Raw genomic sequence first — 16,238 nt, forward strand, 5'->3', positions numbered from 1 at the left:
CGAGAATTCCTATGGACAACGATCCTCACGGTTCCAATACCCGTTCAGGAAAAGACAGACGAGAACTCAAGGACAGGCGAGCCGAAATCAGGTTTGAACCTGATAATCCCAATCGTCGCCAAAATCCAGGACGCAGACAGGAGGATGGTGATCTTTGGACTAAAGCCTTGAAAGAGAATGACACTAGTGGCGATTAGCAACCTGTCATAAAATCGTAAAGCAATCGTCAAAGGTTGGTCATACTCCCTCCCTATATTTTTACGTTATGAACATACGTGAAAATACTTCCCAGCCAGAAACGCCTGTCCTAAACGTAGAACAAGCGGTCATTAATAAATTTCCTGATTTCGACACAAAACCAACACCTTTTAAGCGTTCAGCACTGCATATGCTGCGTAAGTTGGTTCATGAAAAAGAGATCAATACCTTCTTAGCCAAAAATAAAGATGCCCATGGTTTTGAATTTATTGATCGCGTCTTGGATTACTTTAATTTTGGTTACAGTATCAGTAATCACGATCGAGCCAACATTCCCTCATCTGGACGAGTAGTAATCATTGCTAATCACCCACTAGGTGCACTCGATGGTTTATCACTGCTAAAACTGGTTGGTGAGGTTCGTAGAGATGTAAAAATTGTCGCTAACGATGTTCTAATGAACTTTGACCCTATCAGCAATCTATTTCTACCTGTTGATAACTTAAATGGGAATACACGTAAAAAGAACATAGAGGGTATTGTTGATGCCCTAAGGCAAGAACAAGCTGTTATCGTCTTCCCTGCCGGTGAAGTTTCACGTGCAGGGATTACAGGCATCAAAGACGATAAATGGAACAGTGGTTTTCTACGTATTGCTCGCAAAGCCAATGCACCAATCCTACCGGTGTTTATTGGGGGTAAGAACTCACCACTTTTCTATAGCGTTTCTTATTTGAACAAGAACTTCTCCACCATCATGCTGGCCCGAGAAATGTTCAAGCAATACTCAGTGACGATCCAGATAAAAGTTGGTGAAGCGATTCCTTACAGCCAAATCGATGCCGTTCCAGTATCCACAGCAGAAAAAACCAAGCTGCTTAAAAAGCATCTCTACAGGATTGCCAAAAATAAGAAACCGCTTTTTATCACAGAGAAAACCATAGCACACCCTCAAGACCGCCAAAGCATCAAACAAGAACTGCGCGATGCTGAACTACTCGGTGAAACCGCTGACGGCAAGAAGATCTACTTATTCGACTTTATTAAAGATTCGGCAGTGATGCATGAACTTGGTCGTTTAAGAGAGATAGCCTTCCGCTGCGTTGGTGAAGGCACAGGCACAAAAAAAGATCTCGATCACTATGATCAGTACTACCGCCACATCATCCTCTGGGATGAAGAAGAGTTGGAAATTGTTGGAGCTTATCGATTGGCAGAAGCAGCTAAGCTGAAAGAGCAACCTGAAAAGGCACTCTACAGCAGCGACCTTTTCCAATATAACGATGAGATGCAGCCCTATTTCTCACAAGGTATCGAACTTGGTCGTAGTTTTGTACAACCCAAATATTGGGGAAAGCGTAGTTTAGATTATCTCTGGTATGGGATTGGTGCGTACCTTCGCAAACACCCCGAAATTCGCTATATGTTTGGCCCAGTCAGCCTAAGCAATAATTATCCTAAGGCTGCAAAAGATATGTTGGTTTGGTTTTATCGTCATTACTTTGAGGATAGTGAGAACCTCGCTAGTTCCGTTTCCCCATATGGAATCGACGACGTTACTGAAGAGCATATGAGAAGCCTCTTCTGTGGAAACAATTACAAAAGTGACTTCAGTATCCTAAAAGAGCAATTAGAGTTTATGGGTGTAAACGTCCCAACACTTTATAAGCAATACAGCGAACTGTGCACTGAAGGCGGTGTTCGTTTCCTAGATTTCGGTGTAGATCCAGACTTTAACTACTGCATCGATGGTCTAGTTTTAGTGGATATAAGCTACGTCAAAGAAAAGAAGCATAAACGCTATATTGGTGTGTAAGACAAAACCTGAATGGTTTGGTTTACGCTCTTTAAACTTTAAGGGTGTAAACCACAATTAAGCTTCGCCCCTCTAACGTCTAGCCTTTAGGTCATCAGGTCTTATCCAATAGCGGCTATTTTTGATAGGCGTGTCTCTCGGAAGCAAAGGATTGCTGATAGCGATGATATTTTTTTCCCCCCACTGAGTTAATGGGAATAAAGTAGACGTAATAGGGTGCTTCTCGAGCAGTAGATCAAACTCTCCAGAATCTATAGCCCTTTCCAGCCCCAATTCTAACCGTTCAGCTAACTCAATATTGCCTTTGCGGACAAAAAAGTACATTGGGAATGGATAATAAACAATCGTATCAGAGAACAAACGTAGATTAGGATATTTCTCACGGCGAGCCATTAACTCAGGACCTCCCTCGTGAATACCCCTAGGGAAAAAATCACAACGCCCCGCTGCTAATTGACCAAACATAAGTTCATAAATTGGCCCTCTTCTGACCTCAATACCAGCACTTTCCAAAATATAAGAGTCCGGCCAATGTCTTCCTTGGCAAGCGGTATACCTCCTCAGATCCTTTAAATGTTTTATGCTTTGAAACTTAGATTTGGAATCTTCTCGAATAATACTAAGGCGATAACCTAGTAACCCCTTTAGAAGGGGAATTCTAATGGCGGTGAATTCTTCTTCTCGATCAATAGAGGTGCCCGCCCAATATACATCTATGATTTTTCCCCTTTTCAACTCGTAAAAAGCTCGGCCTTGCTCCATTCTCACTACATGTGCCACATTGCTTTGGCCGTACTCAGAAGCAGTGTTATCCAGCATCATTTGTAACAAAGTCACAAAATAGTTATGGCTGACATCAAAGTCAGACTGAGGTGGGATTGTGCGTAATTCTGTGGACGCAAAGCTTACGGAGCAATAGAGATTTCCAATGGATATCGCGGTGATAATTAAAATCTGACTTAATAACTTTTGTAGAGATACCCGCATCCTACATAACTCTCTCAAAAATATACTCAGTAAAATCCAAAGGCCTAACTTTGATGGTTTAAAACTAAGTCTAGCTGGATAAACAAAAAAAACCGCTTAGTAGAAGCTACTAAGCGGTTTTTAGTTAGATTAAAGCTAAAGGTTTGAAGCTACTTTTGAGAAGGTGCTTTAATATCCATCTCAGTATTCAATTCAATACCTTGAGACTGAAGGTTCAACGCCAATTTAACTTTCATATCCATATTTTTAAGCGTTTCCATCTGCTCAGTTAGTTCTGGGTCAGCAGCCATTTCCATAACTGGTAGAAGCGGCGTAAGCATCTTTTTATAGTCCATTGAGAAATTCAACAAGCCATTACCCGAGATCTGTTCTGAACCCAATGTATCTGCCAGAGCCTGACCACTTTCTCCTGCAAAGATAACCAAGTGCTGCCCCTTCAACGCTAGCATAGGCTTCACGTTTACTTCAGGAGGCATCGGTACCATAGTAGATAGATCAATAGCAGTACCATCTTGAGGTAGCTGAATAGCCGCTAGAGGCGGAGCAAATGACTTCGCCATATCAAACAGCACTTTTGGATTATCAGCAGAGAGAGAAACAATTCCTTGCAAAGATTCAAGTTGCGGTGCAAAACCTTCTGTCTTCAAGCTGAAGTCCTGAATAGCAGCACCGATACCTTTGACACCTTGAGCCATACCCGTAAACATCGCTAAAGCTGCGGGGTTAGCCTGTTGAACACCCGCTTGCATCTCAGCTAATGGCGCACATTTGTAGGTAGGTTCTAGCATGTTACTCCAAATAGAAGACAACCCAGTACCTAGCTTGTTGGCATCCAGACCTATACCCAAACCAAATACCTGTGCATCGTTTAGGTATGATGGGATATAACCTTGAAGAGAAGCTAACGCATCCATCACGACTTTATTCTTGCTTTCAACAACAGTTGAAACACGCATAAAGCTGCGTTCTGGTGTAATTTGAATATCATCAGCGCTACGAGCACCGATTACAGTACGTGGCCAATTAGCCGCAATAGCAGCCATTTCAGACTGACATTCAGGATTACGCACATCAGCCAAACCGTCAGGATCGCCTGACGCAGTCATCGCTTGAGTCAACATGCTAGCCAATGTATTACCGTTTTCAGTGGTAAAGGCTGTCACTAACTGCTGATGATCGATATAAGAGATATAGTTCTTAATAAAGCCGTGTTGCGTTGTAATCTGCTCGACTGTACCCGCCTGTTGAAGTGACTTTGCAGGTTTTGCTTGAGCTAAAGCAATATCAATTGTTTGAGCATCATTTACATGCGTATTGATGGTCCACGTAGCCCAACCATCTTCAAAGGCTACAAGTACTTCGAACTTCTCGCCCTTATCATTATTTTCTAACGTATAAGCACGGTATTGTAGATCGCCAGATGTGCGCAGTTCGTGTTTAAAACCGCTGTCTTGTTCTGCTTTGTCTAACGCAGCCCACAAACCTTGAGCATCAGTAACTTCATAACGGATAACAGGAATGAAGCCTACTGCGTAGACATACATTCTCAATTCATCTGGTAAACCAAATGTTTTTTGAAATTCAGCAGGCGAACCTGCGGCTTCAAAATAAGCTTTGATTAGGCTAGTGAAGAAACGTTTTTTCGGATCAGTTTCATCATCTAATGCATCTAGCAGTTCTTGAGGTGCTTTTGCCTGAAGAGAGCTCGTGGACTGAAGGTAGTTTTTAAGCGGAAACGGTTCTAGCTGACCAGAGAAGAAAACCGTGTCGGCAGGCACATATGCCAATGGGGATTTAGATGTGGCAGTAATACCACCATCTTGTTGGGTTAGGATGTAGCCAACTGCACCGGCTGCTACAACTGCACCGGCTATAATGACATTACGCACCTTACAAAACTCCTTTTATAAATTTATCTAGATCTTAACTGAACTGATTCAAACTGTCGTTAGTCACAGAAGAAAATAGGAATAATTCTTACTAAGAATTAGATCAAGCTAATGATATAGCCAGATTTGGTATTGAATGTATTATTTAACCGTAAAATCAGCATGCATATGAAGAAAGATAAAGACCTAACAACACTCTCTTCTAGAAAAGAACTGGATGAATTTATTCAGCTCGCCAACGAACTCGCTCCTGCCAATACTAACGCTCAGGGTCGTATTTTGTTTGCATTAGATGCAACAGCTAGCCGCCAAGCGACATGGGATCATGCCTGCCATCTGCAAAACCAAATGTTTTCAGCCACCAGCGAAGTCGGAAACCTTGCAGTTATGCTTTGTTACTTTCGGGGTTATCAAGAGTTCCAGCATAGTAAATGGCTTAACCAGCCTATTCAGCTTAGACAGATTATGGAGAAAGTCTCATGTGCTGCTGGTCATACCCAAATACAGAAGGTACTTCAGTTAGGTATAAACGAAACCCGAAAACAAGAGGTCAAAGCGATCATATTTATCGGCGATAGCCAGGAGGAAAGTACCGACAAGTTAACTTCTCTCGCAGGTCAACTTGGGTTACTCAAAACGCCTGTCTTTATTTTTCAGGAAGGCGCTGACTGCCGTGCTCGGCAAGCGTTTACCGCCATCGCCCATCTATCGGGAGGTGCTTATCACCACTTCGATCATCATAGCTCCGAACTGTTAAAGCAACTTTTGACTGCTGTTGCCATCTATGCCAGTCAAGGTAAGCCAGCATTTCAACGCTATATAGAAAATAAAGGGCACGCAGCAAAACATCTACTTGAGCAGTTACGGTAACATAGACAACTTAGTCATTGTGAATTGTTAAACATCAGTATAGGTACAATGTGAATCCAATTAGTCTAGTAGTTTTAGCCGGATTAGGTTTTCTGGTTTTCTTTTGGCTGAAGACTCTTAAACCGGCAACACGCACTCGAGCAGTTATCGCTATTATTTTAGTTATTGCCTCAACATTCGTTCTGTTGATGGCTTTGACGGGACGCCTTCACTGGATTGCAGCCGTGGCAGCAGGTTTATTGCCCTTTGCCCGCAGACTTTTCCCTCTCTTCGTACGTTTTCTGCCGTTCTTAAATTACCTGTATAAAAAACGACATAGCCAAGCGAGCTCAGGCAACGTTTCGAAAGTGGAAACAAAAATTTTGTCTATGCGTTTAGATCATGATTCAGGCGTGATGTATGGCACAGTTAAGCAAGGGCCGCTGCAAGGAAAAGAACTAGGCGATTTAAGCGAGCAAGAGTTTATGCAATTGCTGCAATACTGCCGTGAGCATGATGAAGAATCGACTCGTTTATTAACAACCTACTTAGATAAACGTTTTGGCGATAGTTGGCGCGAAGATGATATCCAGCATAACGAAAGTGCTAACAATCACTCTCATCATGGGACGATGAGCCGCCAAGAAGCATTCGATATTTTAGGTATTTCACCTAATAGCAGTAAGGAAGAGATTATCGCAACACATCGTAAGTTAATGCAGAAGCTGCACCCGGACCGCGGTGGTAGCGATTATCTTGCAGCCCAGATCAATCGGGCCAAAGATATTCTGATTAACGATTAAATTTTCGATACAGACGCTCGGGGCCGGCTCTTTCTAACCGAAACCCCGAATGTCCGAACGTAGGACTATATCCCTTTAACAATAAACCGCCCTTTTTATCCTTTTCAAAGACGAGAATTTCATTATCTTCGAGGCCGTCAATATCTACAAAATGAATTACAACTCGTCCATTTTTCATCAATTGCCAGGAGCCCGTTTGAACGATTAACGGCTGACGATTACGATAATCTTGAGTTAAAACCGCTTGCTGATCGCTCGATAACTCTAAAGAGATATAACGTCCTTGTGACCTTAATCCAGGTAGCTCTATTCCATACAAACCAGGAAGAGTTCTTAGATCTAACTTTCCTTGTCGTGCACAGCCCTCAAAGACAGTACCATTTAACACCATCCGAGCCGTATGTTCGTATTCGATTCCATAACGATCCTGACATCGTAAACGTTCGACATTTAAACTCAGACTATAGTTCTTTAAACCTTTTAGCTGGCTACTCCACTCAAGACTACTTCCAAACTTAATAGGATCGAATAGGGGGAAAATCAACTGTTTTAAACGATCGAACCTTTGAACATAAATGCCATCATCCCGAACATCCGCTATCCATAAGGGGCGCTCACCTGCAGCGCGGTATTCATTACCTGAAAGTTCATAATTACAGGTTGATTGATTACCACCAATCAGGTGTACCTGATAAACCTCCCAAGGCTCGCCTGGCGCAAGATGAGAGCCACTCATCTCCGCATAAAAAGCGGGCTCCATTGAATCATCTAATTTTCGCTCTAATCGACCGGTATGATCATTAATCAATTCGCGTTTATTAACGTAACAGGGCTTAAAGCTGAGCCCTTGGTCTGTCATGTTCACAACCCCACGGCGAAATAGGGGACCTTCCTCAGAACTGAATTCTGAAGGCTTTTTCTGACAACCTGTTAGAGTAATGATAATAAAAAAAACTACAAAAAAAGGCAGAAACGAGAAGCATTTACCGGTTATCATATTAACTATTGCGAGATGCGGATCGAATAATGATAATAAGCGAATAGAACAAGGAGGGCAAAATATGGCGAGGCCAGCAGAGTTTGATCGTACTGATGTCTTAGAGAAGGCTATGAATGTTTTCTGGAGAACAGGTTACAGCGCAACATCGGTAACCGACCTCGTGAACGCGACCAAATTAAAACCAGGATCACTTTACGGTGCATTTCAAAGCAAACGGGGTTTGTTTTTAGAGGTTATAGACACCTATGCTGAGCGCAGTCTAAATAGAGTTTCAAGCGTAATGGAAAATGCTGAAACTCCTCTGAAAGGAATCGAGCAGTTTTTTAAATGTTTCTGCGATGATCTAGTACATGATCGCCTTGGTAAAGGCTGCCTAATGGTTAATACCATGCTAGAACTTGCTACAGAAGATGATGAGATTAGAGAACGCGTAGGAGGCTACTTAAGCCAAGTAGAAACCTATTTTACTAATGCGCTCATTCAAGCCCAAGAACAAGGATTGTTAGATAGAAAGCAGTCCCCCGAAGATCTTTCAACATACCTAATGACAAATATTTGGGGACTTCGCGTATTAAGTAGCAAGCGTCCACACCAGTCTAAATATGATGCAGTTATTACGAATATGCTTAAGGCGCTTCACAGTCCGTGCCATTAACAGTAATTGACAACAAAAAGCACCGATCTGCGGTGCTTTTTTATTTGTATGGAGCTTCGATTATTTTACATCGTAAGCACAACGAAAACCTATCGAGCCATAAACGCTTCTGCCACTTATCGGTGGTTTCACATTACGGAATGAACTACGCAAATTGGCTTTATGCTCATCCCAAGAGCCACCACGAACCACGCGTTGACGCCCCTGGTCTGGGCCAAACAGATCTCCATTCGCGTAGCGTTCAAGGCCGTTTTTAGCATACCAATTCATCGTCCATTCACCGGTATTACCATGCATATCGTGTAAGCCATAAGCATTTTCAGCATGACTACCTATGGGCCAAGTACGATCTTCACCGCAACCATCAGGTTCATTAGGGACCGATCCCATCGTTTTTCCATCATCAAGAATAGCTTGTTTACAACTTACTTCTTGGCCCCACGGATAGCGCGTAAGCGTATTGGCCCGCGCTGCTTTTTCCCATTCCGCTTCAAAAGGTAAACGGCCACCTTTAGTTTGACAGAAATCTAAAGCCTGCTGCCAATCTACACAGTTAATCGGATGATTACCCCGCCCCTCTGCACCTAAATTACAATACTTGTTTCGTTTATGGTCTTTTGGCCGTTGGCAATTCCCAGCCTCAATACATGCTTGATACTCAGCAACCGTTACTTCATGTTTATCAATCAAGAAAGTTGGCACGTGAACAGCTGTGCCTCCGGGCTCTCCTTCATCGTTTTCACAGTCTTTATCTCCCTGTGAACACCCCATCTGAAACTTACCTGCATCAATCTGGATTTTACTGGATTCTGCGAATACCCCAGAAGTAAAACCACTGAGCAACACTGCTACACAGCACACTTTCTTGTTCATGCCCTTTCCCCTGCTTATATGCATTCTTATCTTTATCAAGCACCAAAGGTATCTAACCTTCTAAAGGTAGAGCAAAAACTCATCAGATAGTTTCAACAAGAGCAGAATTATTTTCTCCGACATAGTACTGACTACATACTTTTATCACTCACTGTCGCTAAAAAGAAACCACATAACCCATTGATTTTATTATGTTTGAATAATTAACAACCAGCCCACTGTCTCTTATTGGCGACAGATAGCACTCCTTTTCGGATCTTTTTTTAGCAGCCACAAGACAAAATCCACAAAAATACACATAACCCATTGTTTTAATTGAGTTTTAAAAAACTGGCACATCACTTGATATATCCCTAGCGAATTTAAAATTTTTGTTATTACCCGATCTATTTCGTTAAGGAGAAAAATATGAAATCTGCAGCACTTACTCTAGCGTCCATGCTTTGTGTTTCTACAATTGCTTTTGCTGAAGAAACAAAACCTGCTGAAGTTGTTAAGGACGTTCAACCAGAAGTGATGACTCAAGAAGCACCAAAAGCAACAAGCATTTTCGAAAAACTAGATGAAAACAAAGATGGCAAAGTTAGCCCTCAGGAAGCGCAGGTTTCTCCAGCGCTGGTAAAAGGCTTCAATAAAATTGATGCCAACAAAGATGGTTTTCTAAGCCCGGATGAGTTTTCTCAACTACAAGTTGAGGCGACAACGTCTTACGTAGCTTCTAAGAAACTATTCGTTTAAAGGGTTCACTTGTTGGTATAAGACTAGCCCCACTGATTCCGAGACAGCCTCAGCTCAGTTAGTTGAGTACCAGCAGGTAACAAGTTGATTCAGAGCATCCATGTCCACAAACATAGCCGCCAGCTCTGTTTTAACACGGCCGGTGATCAGGATGATCCCGGCCAGCCCTATAACTCTAATCCGTCTATCCACAGATAATGGAGACTACCCATTTAAGGCGTAATTGATGGATAATACTCATACACTTGTTTAACTATGATTGTTTAATGGCCAAATCGACTCGCCAACCTTGGCGACTCAGCTCATTGAAGCAGCTGGTACTTCTATCCTTTTTGGTTGTCGTAACACCTTTCGGCATCCTCATTTTTTACGCTACTGATGCTCTTGTAGAACAGTCGGCGCAAGGCCGTGTGCTCGCGCAACAAGCTTTAGAGGTTACGCGTAGAGGCCAACAACTCGAACGATTAGCCGAAGATATTACCCGTTCGGCAAGGCAATACCAGATTCTAGCTAAGCCTGAAATTCAAGAACGTTTTAATCAGTATTTGTCGGAATACAGACAAGCGCTGGTCATCCATAGCTTCCTGCTGAATGAACAGAATAAAGCTAACGAGATCACTGAATTACTCGAAGGTATCGAACGCGCTCACCCTATTGAGGCTAATTCACTACTCAGCCTCACCCGTGTGGTAAATGAACAGATCGACTTAGTCTTAGATCAACGCTTACAAGCGCTTAATGAAACCGCGCAAACAACACAGACTAAATTAAGTACCTTAGCGATTATTCTTCTCGGCTTAGAAGCCCTGTTAATCCTATTTTTCAGTTTTAAAATTATCCGCCCAGTTAACCGGATAGCCGCGCGTTTACAAGCATTAGGAACCGGCGAAGAATATTTCGGTGCCAAAGTCGGCGGACCGGATGAGTTAGTTGAGTTAGATAGGCAGCTTGATTGGCTAACAGAACAGTTAGCTGAAGTAGAGAACGAGAAACAACGTTTTTTACGCCATATGTCTCACGAATTAAAAACCCCGTTGACCACGCTGCGTGAAGGATCTGATCTTCTAGCAGAACAGGTTATTGGCGATCTTAATACCAGCCAGCTTGAAGTGGCTAATCTGCTGCAGACAAACTCACGTCAATTACAGTCTTTGATTGAGCAACTCTTGGACTACAGCCGATTAAATCAGAATGAACCGGTTAACTTCCATCAAGTACATATACTGCCGGTTATTAACGAAGCGATTGAGCCTTTTAAGCTATTGCTCGAACAAAAGAAGATGCTGGTGCAGCTGCCACAAGAAGATATCGAATGGTTTACTGACCGGGCAATGCTTATCCGTATTATCGGCAACCTGATATCAAACGCGGCCCTCTATGGAAGCTCCAGTGGCCGCTTACTGGTTAGCACCAACGTACAAGCAGACTATCTAGTTATAGAAGTGGGTAACGACGGCCCAATCATTCCAGATGAAGATATTCCACACCTATTTACACCGTTCTACCAAGGCCAAAATCGACGCATTGGACCTGTTAAAGGCTCCGGTATCGGATTGAGTATTGTTAGAGATGCCGCTGACTCATTAGGTGCCCACGTCACTTTACATCGCAATCAGGATAGCTTTGTCAGCTTCCGCGTCAGCCTGCCAGTTAAAGAGCTTAATACCCATGATTAAATACGCTCCACTCATCTTGTTACTGTTTCTACAAGGGTGTGAATTTGTACCGACAAAGTCACCTATGCCTGAACCAGAAGTAACAGAGAAACCAATCTGTCGTATCAACGAAACACGACTTGATCAGTTACAAGGCATTGAAAGCCGCTTTCTACAAAAGCCTGATCAGCGCAGCAACATCATGCAGCGAGCTATTCGCAGTAAAGACAGCGCCCTATTAGCTCTACTTCTATCAACACCGCTTTCTTCAACAGAGCAATTACAGCAAGCCAAACGTAATTTTTCTAAAATTGTGCTCTACCCTCACTCATCCTGCCCTGGGGATCGTTACTTAGATATTCGTAACCAGTTCGCAACCGCGTTGCTATGGATGCGAGCGGAGCAAGATAATTTGTTAGAAGAGAATCGAAACCTGCAGGTTAAAATCGATGCGCTCACCCAGATTGAAACCGATCTAAACAATGAGCGTGAGGTACAGGAATGACCCCTCACGTTTTATTGGTAGATGATGATGCATCTCTACTAAAACTACTTTCAATGCGCTTAGAAGCCAGCGGATTTAAAATCAGTTGTGCGGAGAGCGCTGAACAAGCTCTCGAGATCCTCGATGATCAGATCGACCTGGTCATCACTGACCTTCGTATGGAAGGTATGGACGGCCTTGCCCTTTTCCAACAACTGCAACAACGCTATCCGCAGCTGCCAGTCATCATCATTACGGCTCATGGCTCAATCCCAGAAGCAGTAACGGCAACTCAACAAGGCGTTTTTGGCTTTCTCACCAAACCTATCGACAGAGACCAGCTGTTAGAAACAATTAATGCAGCCCTTGCGGGTACAAGTCGATCCGATAGTACATGGCGCAAAAACATTATCTGTCGCAGCCCGATTATGGAGAGCTTACTTCAAGAAGCAGAACAGATCGCAGGCTCCGATGTCAGTGTGCTCGTTACAGGCCCAAGCGGAAGTGGTAAAGAACTATTAGCCAACGCGATCCATCAAGCAAGCCCACGCCATAAAAAACCGTTTATTGCGATTAACTGTGGTGCGCTACCAGAGCAACTTTTGGAGTCCGAACTGTTCGGTCACGCCAAAGGCGCATTCACTGGAGCTGTCAGCAAGCACGAAGGTCTTTTCCAAGCAGCCAACGGCGGAACTTTGTTTCTGGATGAGATTGGCGATATGCCGCTATCCCTTCAAGTTAAGCTCTTGCGCGTTCTACAGGAAAGACAAATTCGACCTGTGGGTTCTACCGACACTATTCCTGTTGATGTACGCGTAATCTCTGCCACTCACCGCGACCTGGAAGTAGCGATGCAAGAGCAACAGTTCCGTGAGGATCTGTTCTACCGTCTTAACGTGGTGAATCTTCACTTACCTCCGCTTGCAGAACGACCTGAAGATATTCCACCTCTGGCACGCCACTTTGTTGAGCAAGCAGCAGCGAAGCATAACCCCAAGGTTAAGAATATCTCCTCAGATGCACTTCAGGTTTTAGCCCAATCGGCGTGGCCGGGTAATGTCCGCCAATTAGAGAATGTGATCGAGAAGGTAACGGCATTAAGCACAACACCGGTCATCTCTGATAGCGCCATTAATCGAGCCTTGGTCAATCAGGATCAGGTTATCCAGAACTTTAACGACGCTCGTGCTGATTTTGAAAAGCGCTATCTCAGAAAGGTATTACAGATTACCGAAGGCAATGTTTCTCAAGCAGCAAAAATAGCGGGAAGAAATCGTACCGACCTATACAAGCTCTTAAAAAAGCATGGTTTAGAAGCTGCCGATTACAAAGCCTAATTAGACAAAGAATGCTCTTTGATTTGGTAATTAAAGGGCATTCTTTCGCGCGATAATAAACACTTCCATACCCTTATGGCCGTAATGCCATTGGCTCTCAATGCTAAAGCCAGCGGCTTTAATCTCATCGGCCAATTCATCTTCCGTGATCACGAATAGATCAGGCATTAATCCGAAGCACTTACCCACTGGTACAACCAATTTAAGAAAGCGCATATAAGAACCGCCCAAACAACCGGTACTACTCACAAAAACGCCACCGGGTTTTAAGATTCTAGCGACTTCAGCTATCACCGCTTGCCAGTTGGGAATCAAATGAATCACATTTAAGCCCAAAACCGCATCAACGCTTTCAGTCTCAGCATTGAAATCATTCAATGTCCCTAGATGAAAATCGACATTCCCTACACCTGCTTCTTGCGCTCTTTCTCGCCCAATTTCCAACATATTTTCGGAGATATCTATGGCATCAATATGACCAACAAATGGCGCATGATGGATAGCAGTCGTACCTGTACCGCAGCCAAACTCAACCACACGCATATCAGAAGAAAAGTAACTTTGCGTTTCCTTTAATTTCTTTTGATACATCGCTTCATTGGGAACTGCTTTTTGCGAATACTTTGCAGCAACGCCATCCCAAAACTTGTCCGACTCTATTTTATTCACAGGCTTGTTCATCTATCCCTTTCCTTTGGGCTATTTTAAAAAGCGGCCTTAAAATAACGTAGATGCCTGACCATGTAAAAGTCAGTAATTTCTGGTTTAACCCTCAAAGGTTTGATTGCGCCGAAGAAGTCCTCCAATTCCTACAAACCTAAAAATTCTCAACTATATTTTATTACTGAATCCACATAGAGGCAGTTAGCGACTTAATTCAGTTTCGGCCTTTATCTGATCAGTAGTCATATCGAATAGATAGGTGTGTATATGCGAGTTAAAACGTGTTTATTAATCTGCACATTAAGCCTTCCGGCCTTAGCACAAGATGATGTGAACATGGACGCAATTGAGGGTGAGCAATTCGATTCCGATTCAGTACATCTACTCACAATGCCTTACCCGCCTTACACGGAAGTTATTGACGGTAAGATTACCGGAACATCAGTAGAAAATATCCGTTGTGCTTTTGAAGCGATGCCCGAAAAGGTTGCAATACACGCAAGGCCTTTCAATCGAGCAAAACTGCTTACAAAACAAGGTAAAGCTGACGGTTTCTTTTCAGCATCCCATAAAAAAAGTCGTGATAGTTATGCAACACATTCAGGTGCCATAGAAACCCAGAACTGGACGTTCTTCCAACTGAAGGATTCCCCTTTTGACCCTGAATCTGAAGAGTTTAAACAGAAAGCTGTAACCACCAGCTTTTTGGGATCAAACATGCACAGCTGGCTGCAGAGCAATGGTTATAAAGTTACCGGAAACCCGCCGACGAACAGTGAACAACTGCTCTCCATGCTTATACATAAACGGATAGATGCGTTTTTGATGAATGAGCAAGCGATGGATCATGCGATGACTGACAAACAGAGAGCGATGACTAAAAGGAAAGTAATTCACAGCCACAATTTAGGTGTCTATTTTGGCCATCATTTTCTAAGACACAACCCGGGCTTTTTAGAACGATTTAATAGTGCTTTAGCTGTGTGTACAGAAGGGAAATTTACTCACCGTTCAGAAGAAATTTCACCTGCGTACCTTAAAAAGTAGAACTGTATTCGTAACTGAATTATTGCAATAAAGTCGATAAGTATCGGGGCAAGCATTATTTAATCGCCCCGATCTTTTCAACGAAAAAAAACAAAACACGACTATTTTTTCACAATCGTTAACAACACCTGCCCAACCGAAATACCAAATTTCTTCATCTTTGACTCGTTCACAATCACGGAAGGTGAAACCAGATACATCTTATCATCGATAGTCAGATCGATAGTGCCATCTTTATAAGGTGCTCTAAGAACATATTGCATAAACAATGCATTGCCACTGACCAGAGCATTTGCTGGCCCAACCACATCATTAGCCGCAGCAATGTATTTTCCCGAACCATCAGGTGTCAGCGTCCAAACCCGGCGTTGTTTTTCACCATCATCAAAAACAAAATCTTCTTCTAATACTCCAACACCCTCACGCCAATAAGCTTTGATGTCGGCATTGAAATGACGAATCACTTTTCCTGACCAATCCTTTACTACACCATGGGCAGTAAGATCACCATCAAAAAACTCCTCTAAAACTAACTCAGGATCCTTATCCTTGTACGCCTCAATATTGATAGAGGAACACCCCGTTAAAAATAGAGGGCCAATAAGAAATAAGCGGAAAAGAAAGTTTTGAACAGTCAACTTGATACTCCATATACATAAGCGATTACTAGTTATGTATACGGGTAAGCTGTTTTTTGGATTGTTGAGTAGGACTATAAATCGTCCAAGAAGACTGACGATTTATTCAGATTAAGATGAATTCTTTTAAACTTTCGTGCTCATCAACTTTTCACTACTGCTAAATCCTAGGCGGGTATACAAACTATGGGCATCATCAGTTACAAGAAACTTAAATTTATCTTTCCAACGCGGATCGTTAACCATAATTTCAGTTAACCATTTCCCCAGCCCCTGACTTCGGTATTGCTCATCAATAATGACATCAGCCAGATAAGCGACTGAAGCGAAGTCGGTGACCACTCTGGCAAAGCCAATCTGTTTTTCACCTTTAAAGAGTGAAAAACAAACACTGTTCTCTATCGATGTTTGTATTACATCAATAGCTCTCTCATTTGCCCAGTAAGATTGTTTTAGCAGGGCTTGAACGCTTTCGAGCTGAACCTTTTCCCGTTCATCGTAGATCTGAAAACCACCTTTTTCATACTTCATAAGAAACCCCATTTAAAAATCATAAAAAAACAGCCATGAAGGCTGTTTTGATAAGTTACTCTCTTAGACGTTCAA

The 16,238-nt window shown here is 42.8% G+C and carries 16 protein-coding genes; 9 read left to right on the top strand and 7 right to left on the bottom strand.

Annotation, left to right across the window (positions count from 1 at the left end; all coding sequences use genetic code 11):
* Positions 1 to 265 precede the first annotated feature (265 nt).
* Positions 266 to 2,014 carry a lysophospholipid acyltransferase family protein gene (locus ACMXYT_RS11965; RefSeq protein WP_415911475.1) on the top strand — a complete coding sequence of 583 codons (1,749 nt, stop codon included), beginning with the start codon at positions 266 to 268 and terminating at the stop codon, positions 2,012 to 2,014.
* 72 nt (positions 2,015 to 2,086) lie between these two features.
* On the opposite strand, the gene ACMXYT_RS11970 is transcribed toward ACMXYT_RS11965, so the two are convergent.
* Positions 2,087 to 2,836: a substrate-binding periplasmic protein gene (locus ACMXYT_RS11970; RefSeq protein ID WP_415911476.1), complete on the bottom strand. Its 750-nt coding sequence runs from the start codon at positions 2,834 to 2,836 to the stop codon at positions 2,087 to 2,089.
* A gap of 314 nt (positions 2,837 to 3,150) precedes the next feature.
* Entirely contained in the window at positions 3,151 to 4,890 is a 1,740-nt protein-coding gene (locus ACMXYT_RS11975) for a hypothetical protein (RefSeq protein WP_415911477.1), read from the bottom strand.
* A gap of 168 nt (positions 4,891 to 5,058) precedes the next feature.
* Here ACMXYT_RS11975 and ACMXYT_RS11980 point away from each other — a divergent pair, with 168 nt between their 5' ends.
* Together ACMXYT_RS11980 and ACMXYT_RS11985 are read left to right on the top strand one after the other, a co-directional pair.
* Entirely contained in the window at positions 5,059 to 5,760 is a 702-nt protein-coding gene (locus ACMXYT_RS11980) for a VWA domain-containing protein (protein ID WP_415911478.1), read from the top strand.
* Positions 5,761 to 5,810: 50 nt separating this feature from the next.
* Complete coding sequence (locus ACMXYT_RS11985; RefSeq protein WP_415911479.1) at positions 5,811 to 6,542, top strand: DnaJ domain-containing protein; 732 nt, start codon at positions 5,811 to 5,813, stop codon at positions 6,540 to 6,542.
* On the opposite strand, the gene ACMXYT_RS11990 is transcribed toward ACMXYT_RS11985, so the two are convergent.
* Positions 6,532 to 7,401: a hypothetical protein gene (locus ACMXYT_RS11990; protein WP_415911480.1), complete on the bottom strand. Its 870-nt coding sequence runs from the start codon at positions 7,399 to 7,401 to the stop codon at positions 6,532 to 6,534. The two genes, ACMXYT_RS11985 and ACMXYT_RS11990, sit on opposite strands and share 11 nt — an antisense overlap.
* 202 nt (positions 7,402 to 7,603) lie before the next feature.
* Between ACMXYT_RS11990 and ACMXYT_RS11995 the strand changes: the two genes are divergently transcribed.
* Positions 7,604 to 8,197: a TetR/AcrR family transcriptional regulator gene (locus tag ACMXYT_RS11995; RefSeq protein WP_415911481.1), complete on the top strand. Its 594-nt coding sequence runs from the start codon at positions 7,604 to 7,606 to the stop codon at positions 8,195 to 8,197.
* A 60-nt stretch (positions 8,198 to 8,257) separates the two neighbouring features.
* Here ACMXYT_RS11995 and ACMXYT_RS12000 read toward each other — a convergent pair whose 3' ends face one another.
* Positions 8,258 to 9,070, bottom strand: a complete 813-nt coding sequence (locus tag ACMXYT_RS12000; protein ID WP_415911482.1) for a formylglycine-generating enzyme family protein — start codon at positions 9,068 to 9,070, stop codon at positions 8,258 to 8,260.
* Between the two features lie 408 nt (positions 9,071 to 9,478).
* Between ACMXYT_RS12000 and ACMXYT_RS12005 the strand changes: the two genes are divergently transcribed.
* The 4 genes from ACMXYT_RS12005 to ACMXYT_RS12020 all read left to right on the top strand — a co-directional run bounded on the left by ACMXYT_RS12005 (position 9,479) and on the right by ACMXYT_RS12020 (position 13,284).
* Positions 9,479 to 9,808, top strand: a complete 330-nt coding sequence (locus ACMXYT_RS12005) for a hypothetical protein (RefSeq protein ID WP_415911483.1) — start codon at positions 9,479 to 9,481, stop codon at positions 9,806 to 9,808.
* Positions 9,809 to 10,074: 266 nt separating this feature from the next.
* Positions 10,075 to 11,484 carry a sensor histidine kinase gene (locus ACMXYT_RS12010; RefSeq protein WP_415911484.1) on the top strand — a complete coding sequence of 470 codons (1,410 nt, stop codon included), beginning with the start codon at positions 10,075 to 10,077 and terminating at the stop codon, positions 11,482 to 11,484.
* Positions 11,477 to 11,968: a hypothetical protein gene (locus ACMXYT_RS12015; RefSeq protein WP_415898869.1), complete on the top strand. Its 492-nt coding sequence runs from the start codon at positions 11,477 to 11,479 to the stop codon at positions 11,966 to 11,968. Before ACMXYT_RS12010 ends, ACMXYT_RS12015 begins: the two co-directional genes overlap by 8 nt.
* Positions 11,965 to 13,284, top strand: coding sequence for a sigma 54-interacting transcriptional regulator (locus ACMXYT_RS12020; protein WP_415898870.1), 1,320 nt, complete (start codon positions 11,965 to 11,967; stop codon positions 13,282 to 13,284). Before ACMXYT_RS12015 ends, ACMXYT_RS12020 begins: the two co-directional genes overlap by 4 nt.
* Before the next feature lie 30 nt (positions 13,285 to 13,314).
* Here ACMXYT_RS12020 and ACMXYT_RS12025 read toward each other — a convergent pair whose 3' ends face one another.
* Positions 13,315 to 13,965 (bottom strand): class I SAM-dependent methyltransferase, encoded by a 651-nt coding sequence (locus ACMXYT_RS12025; protein WP_415898871.1) that lies wholly within the window; start codon positions 13,963 to 13,965, stop codon positions 13,315 to 13,317.
* Positions 13,966 to 14,214: 249 nt separating this feature from the next.
* Between ACMXYT_RS12025 and ACMXYT_RS12030 the strand changes: the two genes are divergently transcribed.
* Positions 14,215 to 14,994, top strand: coding sequence for a substrate-binding periplasmic protein (locus ACMXYT_RS12030; RefSeq protein ID WP_415898872.1), 780 nt, complete (start codon positions 14,215 to 14,217; stop codon positions 14,992 to 14,994).
* A gap of 101 nt (positions 14,995 to 15,095) precedes the next feature.
* Here the strand turns inward: ACMXYT_RS12030 and ACMXYT_RS12035 are convergent, their stop codons facing one another.
* Positions 15,096 to 15,632: a DUF3833 domain-containing protein gene (locus tag ACMXYT_RS12035; RefSeq protein ID WP_415911485.1), complete on the bottom strand. Its 537-nt coding sequence runs from the start codon at positions 15,630 to 15,632 to the stop codon at positions 15,096 to 15,098.
* A gap of 126 nt (positions 15,633 to 15,758) precedes the next feature.
* Positions 15,759 to 16,163, bottom strand: coding sequence for a GNAT family N-acetyltransferase (locus ACMXYT_RS12040; protein ID WP_415898874.1), 405 nt, complete (start codon positions 16,161 to 16,163; stop codon positions 15,759 to 15,761).
* Positions 16,164 to 16,238: the final 75 nt, after the last annotated feature.

The sequence above is a fragment of the Neptuniibacter sp. QD37_11 genome (genome assembly GCF_047778105.1).
GTDB lineage: Bacteria > Pseudomonadota > Gammaproteobacteria > Pseudomonadales > Balneatricaceae > Neptuniibacter.